This window comes from Caulobacter sp. D5 (genome assembly GCF_003185805.1).
Classification (GTDB): domain Bacteria; phylum Pseudomonadota; class Alphaproteobacteria; order Caulobacterales; family Caulobacteraceae; genus Caulobacter.
In genome coordinates this window covers 1-15405 of sequence record NZ_QHJY01000269.1, presented here as the reverse complement: position 1 = coordinate 15405, position 15405 = coordinate 1, and the positions used below count along the sequence as shown (strand labels likewise).

At 69.6% G+C, this 15405-nt stretch carries 9 protein-coding genes; 8 read left to right on the top strand and 1 reads right to left on the bottom strand.

The features are described from left to right. From DMC18_RS17250 to DMC18_RS17220, 7 genes are all read left to right on the top strand, one after another. Positions 1–902 (top strand): efflux RND transporter periplasmic adaptor subunit (locus DMC18_RS17250; RefSeq protein ID WP_110133144.1); only part of this gene is annotated, 902 nt, incomplete at its 5' end. A gap of 2 nt (positions 903–904) precedes the next feature. Next, positions 905–1585, top strand: coding sequence for an ABC transporter ATP-binding protein (locus tag DMC18_RS17245; RefSeq protein WP_110133143.1), 681 nt, complete (start codon positions 905–907; stop codon positions 1583–1585). Between the two features lie 11 nt (positions 1586–1596). Continuing rightward, complete coding sequence (locus DMC18_RS27215; protein WP_110133142.1) at positions 1597–4044, top strand: ABC transporter permease; 2448 nt, start codon at positions 1597–1599, stop codon at positions 4042–4044. A 203-nt stretch (positions 4045–4247) separates the two neighbouring features. Beyond that, positions 4248–4721, top strand: coding sequence for an RNA polymerase sigma factor (locus tag DMC18_RS17235; RefSeq protein WP_199228383.1), 474 nt, complete (start codon positions 4248–4250; stop codon positions 4719–4721). Further along, positions 4718–5662: a FecR domain-containing protein gene (locus tag DMC18_RS17230; RefSeq protein WP_158285928.1), complete on the top strand. Its 945-nt coding sequence runs from the start codon at positions 4718–4720 to the stop codon at positions 5660–5662. Before DMC18_RS17235 ends, DMC18_RS17230 begins: the two co-directional genes overlap by 4 nt. A gap of 105 nt (positions 5663–5767) precedes the next feature. Next, entirely contained in the window at positions 5768–8884 is a 3117-nt protein-coding gene (locus tag DMC18_RS17225) for a TonB-dependent receptor domain-containing protein (RefSeq protein ID WP_110133141.1), read from the top strand. Between the two features lie 63 nt (positions 8885–8947). Then, positions 8948–10978: a S9 family peptidase gene (locus tag DMC18_RS17220; RefSeq protein ID WP_110118884.1), complete on the top strand. Its 2031-nt coding sequence runs from the start codon at positions 8948–8950 to the stop codon at positions 10976–10978. 41 nt (positions 10979–11019) lie between these two features. On the opposite strand, the gene DMC18_RS17215 is transcribed toward DMC18_RS17220, so the two are convergent. Then, positions 11020–13455 carry a TonB-dependent receptor gene (locus DMC18_RS17215; protein WP_199232586.1) on the bottom strand — a complete coding sequence of 812 codons (2436 nt, stop codon included), beginning with the start codon at positions 13453–13455 and terminating at the stop codon, positions 11020–11022. Positions 13456–13681: 226 nt separating this feature from the next. Between DMC18_RS17215 and DMC18_RS17210 the strand changes: the two genes are divergently transcribed. After that, positions 13682–15405 (top strand): arylsulfatase (locus DMC18_RS17210; RefSeq protein WP_110133140.1); only part of this gene is annotated, 1724 nt, incomplete at its 3' end.

The following is a 15405-nucleotide window of genomic DNA, read 5'->3' as shown; positions in this document are numbered from 1 at the left end:
TCTCGGCGCGGATCAGCGACAACGCCAGCCGGGTGATGTCGCTGAAGTCGGCCGAGGAGAACCGCGAGCAGGCCCTGGCCGACGCTTCCCACGCGTTGAACAAGGCTCAACAGGAGCTGGAGAAGCGCCAGGTGCTGCTGTCGCGCGACCTGCTCAGCGAGGCGGCGGTCAAGCCCTATGCCGACGAGGCCGCCTACCAGCGCCAGCGCGTGGCGGCGCTGAAGGCCGGCCAGGCCTCGGACAAGGCGTTCTATGTTTCGCAGCGCGCCCAGGCCGCGCGCACGGCCGAAGACCTGCGGCGCAACCTCGTGGAGGTGGGGGCGGGGCGGTCGGCCCTGGTCGTCCGCGCGCCGATGAGCGGCCGGCTGACGGCTTTCGACCTCAAGCCCGGCCAGGCCGTGACCCTGGGCCAGAGCCTGGGCCAGGTGGACGTCGAGGACGCCTACAAGCTGCGGGCCCAGGTCGACGAATTCTATCTGCAGCGCCTGGCGGTGGGGCAGAGCGCCGAGGCCACGGTCCACGGCCGCACGGTGCAGGCCCGCGTGGCCAAGGTGTTTCCCCAGGTGACCGCCGGGCGGGTGACGGTGGAACTGGCCTTCGCCGGCGCCCAGCCCGCCGGCCTCAAGCGCGGCGAGGCCATCGACCTGCGCCTGTCGCTGGGCCAGCCGGCCAGCGCGGTGATCGCCCCGTCCGGCGCCTGGCTGAGCGAGACGGGCGGAACCTGGGTCTTCGTCCTGTCGCCCGACGGCAAGCGCGCCGAGCGGCGGGCGGTGACCATCGGCCGGCGCAATCCCGAACAGGTCGAGGTGGTGAGCGGGCTCCTGCCCGGCGAGCGGATCGTCACCGCCGGCGCCCAGGACCTGCAGAAAGCCAAGACCCTGCGACTTCGAGCGAGAGACTGACCATGATCGAACTGAAATCCCTCTCGCGCCGCTATCGGTCGGACGAGATCGAGACCACGGCCCTGCACGACGTGTCGCTGACCATCCGCCAGGGCGAGTTCGTGGCCATCATGGGTCCGTCCGGCTGTGGCAAGTCGACCTTGCTCAACATCCTGGGCACGATCGACCGGCCGACCGAGGGACGCTACCTGTTCGACGGCGAGGACCTGACGGCCAGCAGCGAGGCGGCCCTGGCCCAGCATCGCGCCCAGCGGCTGGGCTTCATCTTCCAGAGCTTCAACCTGGTCGATGACTTGACCATCGCCGAGAACATCGAGCTTGGCCTGCTCTACCGGAAAGGCCGTCAGGGCTCGCGCCGGGCGCTGGTCGAGGCGGCGATGGACCGGGTGGGCGTGGGGCACCGGGCGCGGCACTTCCCGCACCAGCTGTCGGGCGGCCAGCAGCAGCGGGCGGCGATCGCCCGCGCCATCGTCGGCGAGCCCAGCCTGATCCTGGCCGACGAGCCGACCGGCAATCTCGACACCGAGAACGGGGCCCAGGTGATGGAGATCCTCAAGGGCCTGAACGCGGCCGGGGCGACCATCGTCATGGTCACCCACTCGCCCAGCCACGCCGACCAGGCAGGCCGCCGCATCGACATCCTCGACGGGCGGCTGGTGGCCTCCGTCGCCCAGGCGATCTGAGGAGGCGGGGCGTGCTGCGTTCGATCCTGGTCGCCTTCTGGCGCTCGTTCACCCGGCGGCCGCTGGATGCGGCGCTGAACCTTTTGGGCCTCAGCCTGGGCGTGGCGACGTTCCTGACGCTGAGCCTGCTCTATCGCTTCGAGACCAGCTACGAGCGCTGGACGCCCGAGCGCGGCAAGATCTACGCGGGCGGCGTGGCCTACAACATCCCCGGCTTCACCCACGCCACGCGGGTGGGGGCGATGGGCGGTCTGCTGGAGGAGATGAAGGCCGACTATCCCGACGTGCGGGGCGTGCGCGACTGGCCCCAACTGGTCACCGTGCACAGGGGCGCGGCGGCTACGGCCGAACAGATGGAGCTGGTCGATCCCGAGTTCCTGGACTTCTTCCAGGTTCCGCTGCTGGCCGGCGACGCGCGCACGGCCCTGGCCGATCCGGGCAAGGTGGTGATCTCCGAGGACCTGGCCCGCAAGTATTTCGGCACGAGCGACGTGGTCGGGCGGACGCTGGAGGTCACCGAGACCGAGGGGCGGGCGACCTACGCGATCAGCGCGGTGTCCAAGGCCCTGCCCAAGAACAGCGAGCTGAAGCTCGACATGCTGCGCCTGCTGACGCCGACGCGGACGGCCAAGGAGGAGAGCTGGCATCACTGGGGCTCGATCCAGCTGCAGACCTATTACAAGTTCGACCGGCCCGAGCAGGCGCGCGCCCTGGAGGCGCAGTTGCCGGCCTTCGTCGACCGGCGGGTCGGAAAGACCTTCGGCGACGTCGTTCCGCACGAGATGCTGAGCCTGAAGTTCGTGCCGCTGCGCGACGTGCACCTGCTGGACGCCAAGCAGCGGGCGGCGGTCGACACCCTGGGCGTGGTCGGGATCGTGGCCCTGGCCCTGGCCCTGATCAACTATGTGAACCTGGCGACCGCGCGGGCGGGCCTGCGGGCCAGGGAAGTGGCCGTGCGCAAGACGCTGGGCGCGGGACCCGGGACGCTGCGGACCCAGTTCCTGGGCGAGGCGGCGGTGACGATCGCCCTGGCGTTCCTGATCGGCCTGGCGGTGGTGGAGCTGGCCCTGCCGCTGATCAACGCGGCCGGCGGCCTGTCGCTGGGCCTCGACTATCGGAGAGACGGCGCCTGGGTGGCGGGCGTGTTCGGCGTGGTGCTGGCGGCGGGCCTGCTGGCGGCGGTCTATCCGGCCTTCATGCTGGCGGCGTTCAAGCCGGCCCAGGTGCTGGCCTCGAGCCGCGCGCCCAGCGGCGGCCGGTTCGGCGCGCGACTGCGCGAGGCGCTGGTGGTCTGCCAGTTCGCCGCGGTGGTGGCCGCCTTCGTGCTGATGCTGGGGTTCCTGGGCCAGATCCGGCACATGCAGGACGCCGACTTCGGCTATCGCCGCGACGGACTCTTTCTGGTCACCGCGACGCGCGGGGTGGGCGTCACGCCCGAGCAGCGCAACGCCTATTGGGAAGCGGTCAGGCGCATCCCCGGCGTGATCGCGGTGACGGCCAGCAGCAACGCCCCGGCCGACGACAGCTTCAACAGCAACTCGACCGCCACGCGCCTGGACCGGGCCGCGCGGCCGGGCCTGTCGCCGACCCTGAACGTGTCGTCGATCGGTCCGGACTATTTCCAGGCGCTGGGCGGCAGGCTGATCGTCGGACGGCTGCTGGACCAGCAGCACGGCGGCGACGAGCAGTACGATCCCAAGGCCACGCCCGACACCGTGACCAACGTGGTGATCAGCCGCGCGACCGTGAAGCTGATGGAATACGCCTCGCCGGAGGAGGCGCTGGACAAGCTGATGGACTTCAGCGGCCGCAAGGTGCGCATCGTCGGCGTGGTCGAGGACATGCGCTTCTACAGCCCGATGGAGAAGGTGCCGGCCAAGATCTACTTCTTCAGCGGTCTTCCGGCCTGGTGGCCCGCGGACTGGCCGATCACCATGGTCCGCTATTCGGGCATGGACGACGCGGCGATGCGGACGCGGCTGGAGACGGCCTGGCGGCAGGCCGCGCCGAGCACGCCGTTCGAGGGCAAGACGGCGCTGGCCAATCTCGACCGCTACTACAAGCCGCAGCGCGATCGCTCCAACCTGTTCAGCCTGGGGGCCGCGGCGGGGGCGGGGATCGGCTGCATCGGCCTCTACGGCCTGGCGGCGTTCAACACCTCGCGGCGGGCGCGGGAGGTGGGGCTGCGCAAGGTGCTGGGGGCGTCGAGCCCGCAGGTGGCGCGGCTGCTGATCGGCCAGTTCCTGCGGCCGATCCTGATCGCCTGCCTGATCGCCTGGCCCTTGGCCTTTTGGGCGCTGCGGCGCTGGCTGTCGCAGTTCGACGACCCCGTGGGCATTGGGCCTGGGATCTTCCTGGCCGGCGCGGCGGCGGCGCTGGCGGTGGGCCTGGCGACCGTCGGCGGGCTGGGCTGGGCGGCGGCCGCGACCTCGCCCGGCAAGGCGCTGCGCAGCGAGTAAATGGGGCGCACGGTCAGGTGGAGGGCGTCTGAGCGCTCTCCCTCAGGCTTCGTTGCCTTTGATCGCAAAGGCTTTTCGCCGGGGAGGGCGCCTGCGCGGCAGGCAGTTGACTGGCCGGTCCCGGGCTTGCAGAGCTAGCCGTTGACGAGGCGCGCACCGACAGCAAAGAAGCGCGCCATCAAGGGCGGGCAGGGGCGATCGGTGTGAAGGACGAGGGCTGGCGCGGGCTGGTGCGCCGCATCACGCGCATCACGCGCGACCCCGCCGGCGCGGAAGACGTGGTCCAGTCGGCCATGCTGCGGATGCTGGAATACCGGCGGGCCAACGCGCTGCACAACCCCGAGGCCTTCGTCGCCCGGGCGGCGGTGAACCTGGCCATCGACGAGCGGCGCCAGAAGGCGCGGCGGCCCGAGGAGGGCCTGGATTTCGTCGAGAACGCCCTGGCCGACGCCAATCCGCTGCAGGACGAGGTCTTGCGGGCGCGCGAGCGCCTGGCGCGGCTGAAACTGGGCCTGGCGCGCCTCAGTCCGCGAACACGCGAAGTCTTTTTGCTTCACCGACTGGAGGGGCTGAAGTATCGGGAGATCGCAGAGCGCCTCGGGATCACCGTCAGCGCCGTGGAAAAGCACGTGGCCAAGGCGGCCCTGTTCCTGACCGGATGGACCGAGAAGTGGTGAGCCCAGCGCGCGATCTCGACGCTGTACGCAAGGAGGCGGCCGACTGGCTGGCCCGCCTGCGCAGCGACGCGCGCGGCCCGGCCGACGAGGCCGAGTTCAAGCTCTGGCTGAGCCGTTCCGAGGATCACCGCTCCAGCTTCGACGCCCTGACGGCGACCTGGGAACTGGCCGGCGCCCTCAAGCACGATCCCGAGATCGCCGCCTCCACCCGCCGTCGTGCGCCGTCGATGGCGCGCCGCGCGGTGCTGGCGGGGGTGGGCGTCGGCGCGGTGGGCATAGGCTGGCTGGCCCTGGCGCCGGAGGTCTACGCCACCGGCATCGGCGAGACCCGCACCCTGCATCTCGACGACGGCACCTCGATCCTGCTCGACGCCGACAGCCGCATCCGGGTCCACCTGGAAGGCCGCAAGCGCAAGGCGACCCTGGAGCGCGGGCGGGCCTTCTTCCGCGCGGCGACCGATCCGGTGAAGCCGTTCGTGGTCACCGCCGAGGGCCGCGAGATCGTCGGCGAGGGCGGCGACGCCTTCGACGTGTCGCTGAACGAATCCGCCGTGGCCGTGACGGCGGTCGAGGGGCATGTGCTGGTGATGGACGCCGGCCAGCCCTCCAGCCGCCTGACCGCCGCCGCGGGCCAGCGGATCGTCATGGCCGGGGAGGCCGCGCCGCGCCGCGAGACCGCCGACGTCCAGGCCGCCACGGCCTGGCGCTTCGGCCAGGCGGTGTTCGACGACCAGACCCTGGCCGCCGCCATCGCCGAGATGAACCGCTACAGCCGTCGCCGCATCGTGCTCTCGGAGCCGGGCCTCGAGGAGCTGCGGATCAGCGGCGTCTACAAGGCCGGCGACAACGAGGCCTTCGCCCGTTCGGTGGCGACCCTGCTCGACCTGAAGGTCCACACCAGCGCCGGCGGATTGCTGATCGAGCCGCGCGGCGGGGCATGAACGCGTCGTTTCGCGGCCCCGAAAAAAGTTGCTGAGGAAAAATCGACCGCCGTCGTCAGGCCTCTAGAGCCCGAAAATGTCGGGCTGAGAGGGGACTAGATTTTCATGACGATGGGGAACGACGGCCGGCTGCGCCGGATGCTGGCCGGATCGGCGGCCGTGGGCGTGCTGCTGGCGGCAGTGGCCGCTTTTGGCCAGGCCGTGGCCGTGGACGTGCAGGCTCAGCCGCTGGACAAGGCGTTGCGCGAGCTGGGTAAGGAAACCGGGACCAACATCCTGTTCTCGCCCAAGGCCGTGGCCGGGCGTCGCGCCGGCGCCGTGGTTGGCCGCTACACCCCGATCGAAGCAGCCCGTCGCATGGCCGGCTCGGCCGGCTTGGAAGTGGTCGAGGATGGTTCGGGCGCGCTGATCGTGCGCCAGCCGGGCGCAGCCCCGGTCGCCACCGTCCAGCCGGCCTCGTTCGAAGCCGTAGATCAAGGCCCTGCTGTCCAGGTTGAAGAGGTCGTGGTGACCGGCTCGCGCTTGCGTCGCACCACCTTCGACAGCCCCTCGCCGGTGGTCGACATCGAGCGCGAAGAGCTGCTGGAAAGCGGCTACACCGACCTGGCCGAAGCCCTGACCGACCTGCCGGGCGTCGACATCGGCGTCAACCTGTCGACCAGCCAGTCGGCGGTGCAGGACAACGGCCTGTCGACCGTCAGCCTGCGCTCGCTGGGTCAGAACCGCACCCTGACCCTGATCGACGGCCACCGCACGGTGTCCAACGCCGGCAACAAGAACGCCGTCAGCCTGAGCTCCATCCCGGAGTTCTTCGTCGACCGCGTCGAGATCAGCACCGGCGGCGCCTCGGCCGTCTACGGCTCGGACGCCATCTCGGGCGTCGTCAACATCATCACCACCAGCAAGATGGACGGCGTGAAGGCCCGGGCCGTGGCCGGCGTCACCGACGACGGCGGCGGCAGCTCGCTCGAATACTCGGCGGTCGCCGGCAAGCGCTTCTTCGACGACAAGCTGTTCGTCATGGTCGGCGGCACCTACGAGAAGCAGGACGCCCTGAACGCGACGGACCGCGACTGGGCGACCCAGTCGGTGGTCTACGACCCCGACACCAACACCGTCTCGGGGCCGGACCTGTCGACCTACACCCCGGGCGGGCGCTTCCGCAGCAGCAGCTTCTATTATGACGAAGGCGGCCTGCAGAAGAACTTCGTCACCGCGGTGAACGGCTACGAGACCCGCACCAACGGCACCCTGATCACCCCGGCCAAGCGCTCGTCGGCGGCGGCCAAGATCACCTACGACGTCACCTCCGACATCAAGATCTGGGGCCAGTTCCAGGCCTCGCGCGTGACCACCAACTCGGTGCGCGAGCCCTACGCCCTGAGCAGCTCGACCACCTACGGCGTCAACGACGAGTACACGATCGGCAACATCGCCCGGGCCAACCCGTACGTGCCGTCGGCGATCTATTCGTCCTCGACCTCGTCGATCAGCTTCCGCCGTCGCATGACCGAGGTCGGCGAGCTGGAGATCTACAACCGCCGCACCACGCTGCGCGGCTGGGCCGGCGCAGAAGGCAAGGCGTTCGGCGACTGGGACTGGGCCGTGACCTACGGCTACGGCGAGTTCGACGGCTATCAGCTGCGCAAGAACGGCCTGAACATGGCCAATGTGAAGAACGCGCTGAACTCCGAGCTCAACACCACCACCGGCCAGATCCAGTGCAAGGACGCCACGGCCCGCGCCAACGGCTGCGTGCCGCTGAACCTGTTCGGCATCGGCTCGATCAGCAAGGAAGCGGCCGACTACATCCGCGCCGACGTCTGGTATCGCCCGCAGAACCGCCAGGACACGGTCGAAGGCTACATGACCGGCGAGCTGTTCCAGCTGCCGGCCGGCCCGGTCGAGACCGCGTTCGGTTTCGAGCTGCGTCGCGACAAGACCCGCACCACCACCGACGAACTGACCCAGAACGGCCTGACCAACTTCGCCTACATCCCCGAATACACCGGGGTGGTGAAGGCCAAGGAAGCCTTTGTGGAAGCTTCGGTGCCGCTGGTGAAGGACCTGCCGCTGATCAAGCGCCTGGAAGTCGACGGCGCCGTGCGCGTCGCCCACTACAATCTGGAGAACGTCGGCACGACGGTCAGCTATCGCGGCGGCCTGCAGTGGGCGCCGGTCTCGGGCCTGCGCTTCCGCACCGCCTGGAGCCGGGCCCAGCGCGCGCCCGACACCACCGAGCTCTATTCGCCGCCCCGCGACGACTATGACTCGGTCGCCGACCCCTGCAGCGGCGTGACCGCCTCCACGACCGGCACGGTGGCCCAGAACTGCCGCGCCAACCCCGGCATCGCCGCGGCCATCGCGGCCGAGGGTGTGTTCACCTCGGAAGTCACCAGCGTCAACTCGCCCAACGGCGGCAACATCGACCTGAAGGAAGAGACCGCCGACACCCTGACGGTCGGCTTCGTGTTCCAGCCGACGTTCCTGCGCGGCTTCAACCTGAGCGTCGACTACTACGACATCAAGGTGGCCGACGCGATCTCGTCGCTGTCGAACAGCCAGCTGCTGGCCGAGTGCTATCAATCGACCAGCGGCACGGACAACCGCTTCTGCAACGTCATCAGCCGTGACGCCGAGGGCCAGATCTCCAAGATCCTGAACCTCGCGGAAAACCTGGACGACCTGCGCGCCAGCGGCGTCGACGTGGCCCTGCGCTATCGCTTCGACCTGGATCGCTGGAGCGTGCCGGGCGACTTCACCTTCCGCGCCAACTACAGCCGGCGCCTGAAGCTGGAGAGCCGCTACCAGGGCGTCGACGGCACGACCGTCAACGACGACCTGGGCGAAGTCGGCACCTCGAAGCACGAGGGCATGGCGAGCCTGGCCTGGCGCGGCCGCCACTGGAACCTGCAGTGGACGACCAACTACATCGGCAAGGCCGTTGACGACAACGACCTGGCGGCCGCCTTCGCGGAAGCCGGCGTGACCGATCCGATGTACCTGAACGTCGACGCCTTCTGGCGCCACGACGTGTCGGTGAAGTTCTTCCCGGATCCGAAGAACAAGGACCTGCGCGTGTTCGGCACGATCAAGAACGTGTTCGACAACCAGGGTCCGTTCCTGCCCAGCGGCACGGTTTCGGGCAACGACTACAACTACAGCGCCGTCTACGGCGTGACCGGCCGGGCCTACACCCTGGGCCTGCAGGTCGCGTTCTAAGCGCGACGCCTTCCTCGCCGGCGCCCTTCGGGGCGCCGGCGATTTCATTTCCGGAGCTTTTCGATGTTTCGTTTCCGCCTGGCGGCCCTGGCCGCCGGAAGCCTGCTCGCGTTCGCCGCCTCGCAGGGCCTGGCCGCGCCGCGCGTGATGACCGCCACGGACCTCGTGGGTCTCGAGAAGCTCTCCGATCCCAAGGTCTCGCCCGACGGGCGGTTCGTGCTCTATTCGGTCGGCCGCGTCGACTGGAAGGCCAACGCCGTGCAGGACGACCTGTGGCGCGTGGGCCTGGACGGTTCGGATCCCCGGCGGATGGTCGAGGGACCGGCCTCGGGCGCGGCCTGGGCGCCGGACGGCAAGCGCTTCGCCTTCACCGCCAAGCGCGACGGCGACAGCGGCCGGCAGATCTATCTGTCGCCGATCGACGGCGGCGAGCCGCGCCGGGTCGGCAAGCTGCGCACCAGCCCGTCGGACCTGCGCTGGTCGCCGGACGGCTCGGCGATCTACTTCCTGGCCGACGCGCCCGATCCCAAGCCCGTGGCCAAGCGCAAGCGCGAGAAGGACGACATGGTCGCCTTCGAGACGCCGCAGGTGCGCGGCCGGCTGTGGCGGGTGACCTTGGCCGACGGCAAGGCCGAGCCGGTGGTCGAGGGCGACTTCGAGGTCGAGGCCTACGACCTGTCGGTCGACGGCAAGACCATCCTCTATCGCCGCGCGCCCTCGCACCTGCTGGACGACAATCCCAAATCCGAGCTGTGGGTGAAGACGGGGCAGGGGCCTGATCGCCGCCTGACCGACAACGATTTCCAGGAAAGCACGCCGCGCCTGTCGCCCGACGGCCGCTCGGTTCTGTTCCTGGCCACGGCGGAGAACGGCCGCTACGGCACGGTCAATCCGAACCTGTTCGTCGCGCCGCTGGCCGGCGGGGCGCCGCGCGAGCTGGCCCACGGCCTGCCCTACGAGATCGAGGATGCGGCCTGGTCGGCCGACGGCCGCGAGATCTACATCACCGCCACCACCGGCGTGCGGCGCGAGCTGTTCGCGGTGGACGTCAAGAGCGAGGCCGTGCGGCCGCTGGCGCGCGGCGACCATGCCGCCGGCGACGTCACCCAGACCCGCGACGGCAGGACCGTGGTCTATTTCAAGGCCTCGGCGACCTCGCCGGGCGAGGTGTTCCGCATCGATCCGGCGCGGCCGGCCCCGGTGCAGGTGACCCACCTGAACGACGACATCGCGCAGCGCTTCCGCCTGCCGCGCCAGGAGGCGATCCAGTGGACCGCGCCCGACGGCCAGGCGCTGGAGGGGCTGGTCACCTATCCGCTCGACTACCAGCCGGGCAAACGCTACCCGCTGATCGTGCAGAGCCACGGCGGGCCGCGCTCGTCGGACGTGTTCAACATCTTCGCCTACGGCCGCTTCAACCCGCTGCTGGCGGCCAAGGGGGTGATGACCCTGAGCGTCAACTACCGGGGCGGCACCGGCTATGGCGACGAATTCCTGCAAGGGATGAACGCCGGCTATTTCCGCCATGCGGACAAGGACGTGCTGTCGGGCGTCGACAACCTGGTGGCCAAGGGCCTGGCCGATCCCGACCGCCTGGGCGTGATGGGCTGGAGCGCCGGCGGCCACATGACCAACCGCCTGATCACCGTCACCGACCGCTTCAAGGCCGCGGCCTCGGGTGCGGGGGCGGTGGACTGGCCGTCGATGTACCTGACCTCGGACAACCGCTGGCAGCGCACCGAGTGGTTCGTGACGCCGCCTTACGGCTCGACCGCGCGACGGGATCTGTACACGGACAATTCGCCGCTCAGCCAGCTGGACAAGGTCAAGACCCCGACCCTGATCCTGGCTGGCGCCGAGGACGAGCGGGTGCCGTGGACCCAGTCGGTGATGCTGAACCGGGCGCTGCGGGCCCTGGGCGTCGAGAGCGAGCTCTACCTGGCCCCGCGCGAGCCGCATAACTTCCGCGAGTTGCGCCACCGCCTGTTCCAGGTGAATGTGCAGATGGACTGGTTCAGCAAGCGCGTGCTGGGGCAGGACTACGTCTGGAGCCTGCCGCCCGGCGGCGAGGGCGAAGAGGCCGGCGAGCCCTGAAATGGAAACGGCGGGGGTGGAAGCCCCCGCCGTTCTTCTTTTTAGCGACGCACCCGCAGGGTGACGCCGAAGGTGCGCGGATCGCCCAGGGTGCCGGTGACGGCGCCGGTGTTCCCCGCGCCCAGCGACAGGTAGTAGAGCTTGTCGAAGACGTTGCGGCCCCAGACCTGCAGGTCCCAGCGGCCGTCTTCCGAGCTGATGCCCGCGCGCAGGTTCAGCAGGGTGTAGCCCTTGATCTTCGAATATTCGGAGTCCGCGGCGGTGGTGTAGTAGGACGAGCGATAGCTGGCGTCGTAGCCGGCATAGCCTTCCAACGCGGCGCCGCGCCAGGTCCCGGCGGCCCGGCGGTATTCGCCGCCCGTCGAGGCGGCCCACAGCGACACGCCCGGCAGGCGCCGGCCGGAAAGGTCGCAATAGGTCGTCAGGTGGAGCTCGATCGGGCAGGCGGCCCGCTCGTAGCTCGTATAGCTGGCGTCGTTGTAGGTGGTCGAACCGTAGAGGGTCAGGCCCTCGATCGGCGCGGCCCGAACGTCCAGCTCGACGCCCCGGCTGCGCACGCTGCCGGCGTTGGTCAGGTAGCTGACGTTGTTGATCAGGTTGATCGAGGTCGTCTGGTAGCCTTCGTCCTCGGTCCAGAACAGGGCGAGGTTGGCGGTCAGGCGACGGTCCAGCCAGGTGCTCTTCAGGCCGGCTTCGTAGCTGTCGATGGTCTCCGGATCGATGACCGGATCGACGGCGTTGGCGCCGGAGGTGTTGATGTTCGACAGGTTCAGGCCGCCGGCCTTGTAGCCCCGGGCGTAGGTCGCATAGACCAGCGGGCCGCCGTCGAAGGTGTAGGCCAGGGTGACATTGCCGGTCAGGCTGTCGCCCGAGGTCTCGGACGAGAAGCTGTTGGCCGCGCCGAAGCGGGCGCGCAGGGCGATCGCCGTGGCCTGGTCGGCGGCGCTGAGGCCCGACAGGTCGGCGCCCCAGGCGGTCTGGTCGAACCAGCCGGTCATCTTCTCGTAGGTGTAGCGCAGGCCGCCGGTGACATCGAAGCGGTCGGTGACGTGCCAGGTGCCCTGGGCGAAGGCTGCTGCGCTGTTGGTCTCGGGGCTGGAGTGGCTGACGATCGAATAGTTGTTCAGCGCCGCGGCGCGGACGGTCGCGGAGGCGGCGGCCGGCGCCAGGAACCAGTCGGCGGCCTGCGGGCCGTAGTAGGTGACGGCCTTGGCTTCGAGATCCTGCCAGAAGTAGTAGAGGCCGGCCACGTAGTCGACCTTGCGGTCGCCTTCCGAGCGGATGCGCAGTTCCTGGCTGAACTGCTGCTGGTCGTTGTCCTGGTGGGCGTCGAGCAGGGCCGAGGCGGTGGTGCCGTCGCCGTCGTTGTGCGGCCGCCAGTGCCAGGCGCGGTAGCCGGTGACCGAGGTGACGGTGGCGCCGTCGAGGCTGTAGTCGACGATGGCCGAGACGCCGCCGTGGGTCTCGAAATAGCTGTTCTTGGTGTTGACCGTGACGAGGCGCGCTTCGGGATCGATGGCCGGCGGCGTGTAGCCGACGCGGGCGGAGCGGGCGAGGAAGCCGTTCGGGTAGGCCGTGCCGTCGTCGGCGTAGTTGGTGAAGAGGCCGGTCAGCACGCTGGCGGCGGTGTTGGAGTATTGCTGGCCGTAGTCGCCCGACAGCTTGATCTTCAGCTTCTCGTTCGGGGTCAGCAGGAACTGAACGCGGCCGCCGAAGTCGTGATAATCCTGGGTCTTGGACCCGTCATAGACATTGGTCATGTAGCCGTCGCGCTGGGTGTTGGCGAGGGCGACGCGGAAGGCCAGCTTGTCGTCGACGATCGGACCGGCGACGGCCAGGTGAGCCTGGAAGTAGTTGTAGTTGCCGCCGGTGACGTCGGCCGCGAACTCGGGCGTGAACTTCGGCTCCTTGGTGGCGATCACGAGCGCGCCGGCCGAGGTGTTCTTGCCGAACAGCGTGCCCTGCGGGCCGCGCAGCACCTGCACGGAGTCGAGGTCGGCCAGATCGAACACCGCCTGGCCCGGACGGCCCAGATAGACCTGGTCGAGATAGACGCCGACCGCCGACTGGAGGCCGTCGTTATAGACCGAGACGTTGTTGCCCAGGCCGCGGATGTTGATGCTGGTGTTGCGCGGGTTGGTGACGCTGACGCTGAGGCTGGGCGACAGCTGCTGCAGGTCGCGGAGGTTGTAGGCGCGGGCCTTTTCCAGTTGCGCGCCGCCGAAGGCGGAGACGGCGACCGGCACGGTCTGGGCGTCTTCCTCGCGGCGGCGGGCGGTGACGACCACCGAGTCCAGGCCGACGGCGTCGTCAGGCGCCGCCGCGGGCTCTGCGGGCGTCTCGGCGGCGAAGGCGGGCGCGCCGGCCATCAGGGCCGCGCAGGACGCGGCGGCCAAGGCCAGGCGACGCAGGGTCACGCCGTGGTTGTGGTCGAGGCGAGTATTCGCCTGGCGGAGAGAATGTTGCGCGCCCGACATGTTGTGGAGCCCCCATAAACAGCAAGAACAACCGCAGAAGAACGACGGTCCTTGACGCCTCGGCGGGCCCTTCGCCGATGCGTCGTCGTTGCGGTGCGGAGGGAGCTTTAAATCCCAACTACTCCGATCGGCATTACAGAAATTCTCAACGGTGCGTTTCGAAATTGTCGTAAGCGCCTCCGGGCGGGGAGGCCTTAGGGGAAAGGGAAAGCTGAGGGAAAGCGTCATGAAGACCTATCGAACCACCCTGCGCGGACGGCTGCTGGCCGGCGCCATGATCGCCGCGACCTGCCTTGCGGGCGGCCTCGCCAACGCCGCCGAACCGACGGCTCCGGCCGCGACGCGCAGCGTCGAGAAGCGGCCGAACTTCTTGATCATCGTCGCCGACGACTTGGGCTATTCTGATCTGGGTGCGTTCGGCGGCGAGATCGAGACGCCCAACCTCGACGCCCTGGCCAAGGCCGGGGTGCGCCTGTCGGGCTTCCACACCGCCGCCACCTGCTCGCCGACCCGCTCGATGCTGCTGACCGGCTCGGACAACCACCAGGTCGGTCTGGGCTCGATGGCCGAGATCCTGACCCCCGGCCAGAAGGGCCAGCCGGGCTACGAGGGCTATCTCAACGACCGCTCGGTGACCGTGGCCGAGCTGCTGCGCGACGCTGGCTATCGCACGGTGATGGCCGGCAAATGGCACCTGGGTCTCACCGACGACCAGTCGCCGACCGCGCGCGGTTTCGAGCGCTCCTACGCCCTGCTGCAAGGCCTGCAGAACCACTATGGCGAGGACCAGAACGAGGCCTATGCGGCCGCCGGCGCGGCCTCGACCTTCCGCGAGGACGGCAAGGTCGTGACCTATCCCAAGGGCGTCTATTCGGCCGACTTCTACGGCGACCGCATGGCCCAGTACGTCCGCGACGGCGCCAAGGACGGCCGGCCGTTCTTCGGCTACCTGACCTTCACCGAGCCGCACTGGCCGCTGCAGGCCCCGCCCGAGACCATCGCCAAGTACAAGGGCCGCTACGACGCCGGCTACGAGGCCCTGCGCGAGCAGCGGCTGGCCAGGCTGAAGGCGCTGGGCCTGGTGGCCAAGGACGCCAAGCCGCATCCGTTCGTCGACGTGCCGGCCTGGAGCTCGCTCACGCCCGAGCAGCAGAAGGTCGAGGCGCGGAAGATGGAGATCTACGCGGCCATGGTCGACCGGCTCGACCAGAACGTCGGCAAGGTGGTGGCGGCCCTGAAGGAGACGGGCCAGTACGACAACACCGTCATCGTCTTCCTGTCGGACAACGGCGCCGAGGGCAGCCGCATCGACACCGTGCGGGCGGTCTTCGATCCGGCCAAGCTGGCGGCGCTGAAAGTCGACAACAGCTTCGACAACCTGGGCCGCGGCAGCTCGCACGTCGGCTACGGCCCCGGCTGGGCCCAGGCGGCGACCTCGCCGACGCGGCTGGTGAAGGGCTATTCGACCGAGGGCGGCATCCACACGCCGGCCATCGTCGAGGGGCCGGGCGTCAAGGGCGCGGGCCGTATCGTCGACTCCCTGGCCCACGTCACCGACGTCGAGGCCACGGTGCTGGAACTGGCGGGCGTCAAGCGTCCGGAGACCTATCGCGGTCGCCCCGTCGCCCCGGCCATCGGCCATTCGTGGGTCCAGGCCCTGGCCAGCCCCGACGCCTCGGTGCGCGGCCCGCAGGACACCGTGGCCTGGGAGCTGTTCTTCCGCCGGGCCGTGCGGCGCGGCGACTGGAAGGCGGTCTACCTGCCCACCGCCCCGGGCGGGGCTGCCTATTCGCGAGAAGCCGTGCTGCCGGCCAACTGGCAGCTCTTCAACCTGAAGAGCGACCCGGCCGAGGCCGTCGACCTGGCCGCCAGCCAGCCCGACAAGCTGAAGGAGCTGGTCGAGGCCTGGAACCGCTACGCCGCCGACAACGGCGTGGTGCTGCCGCCGGC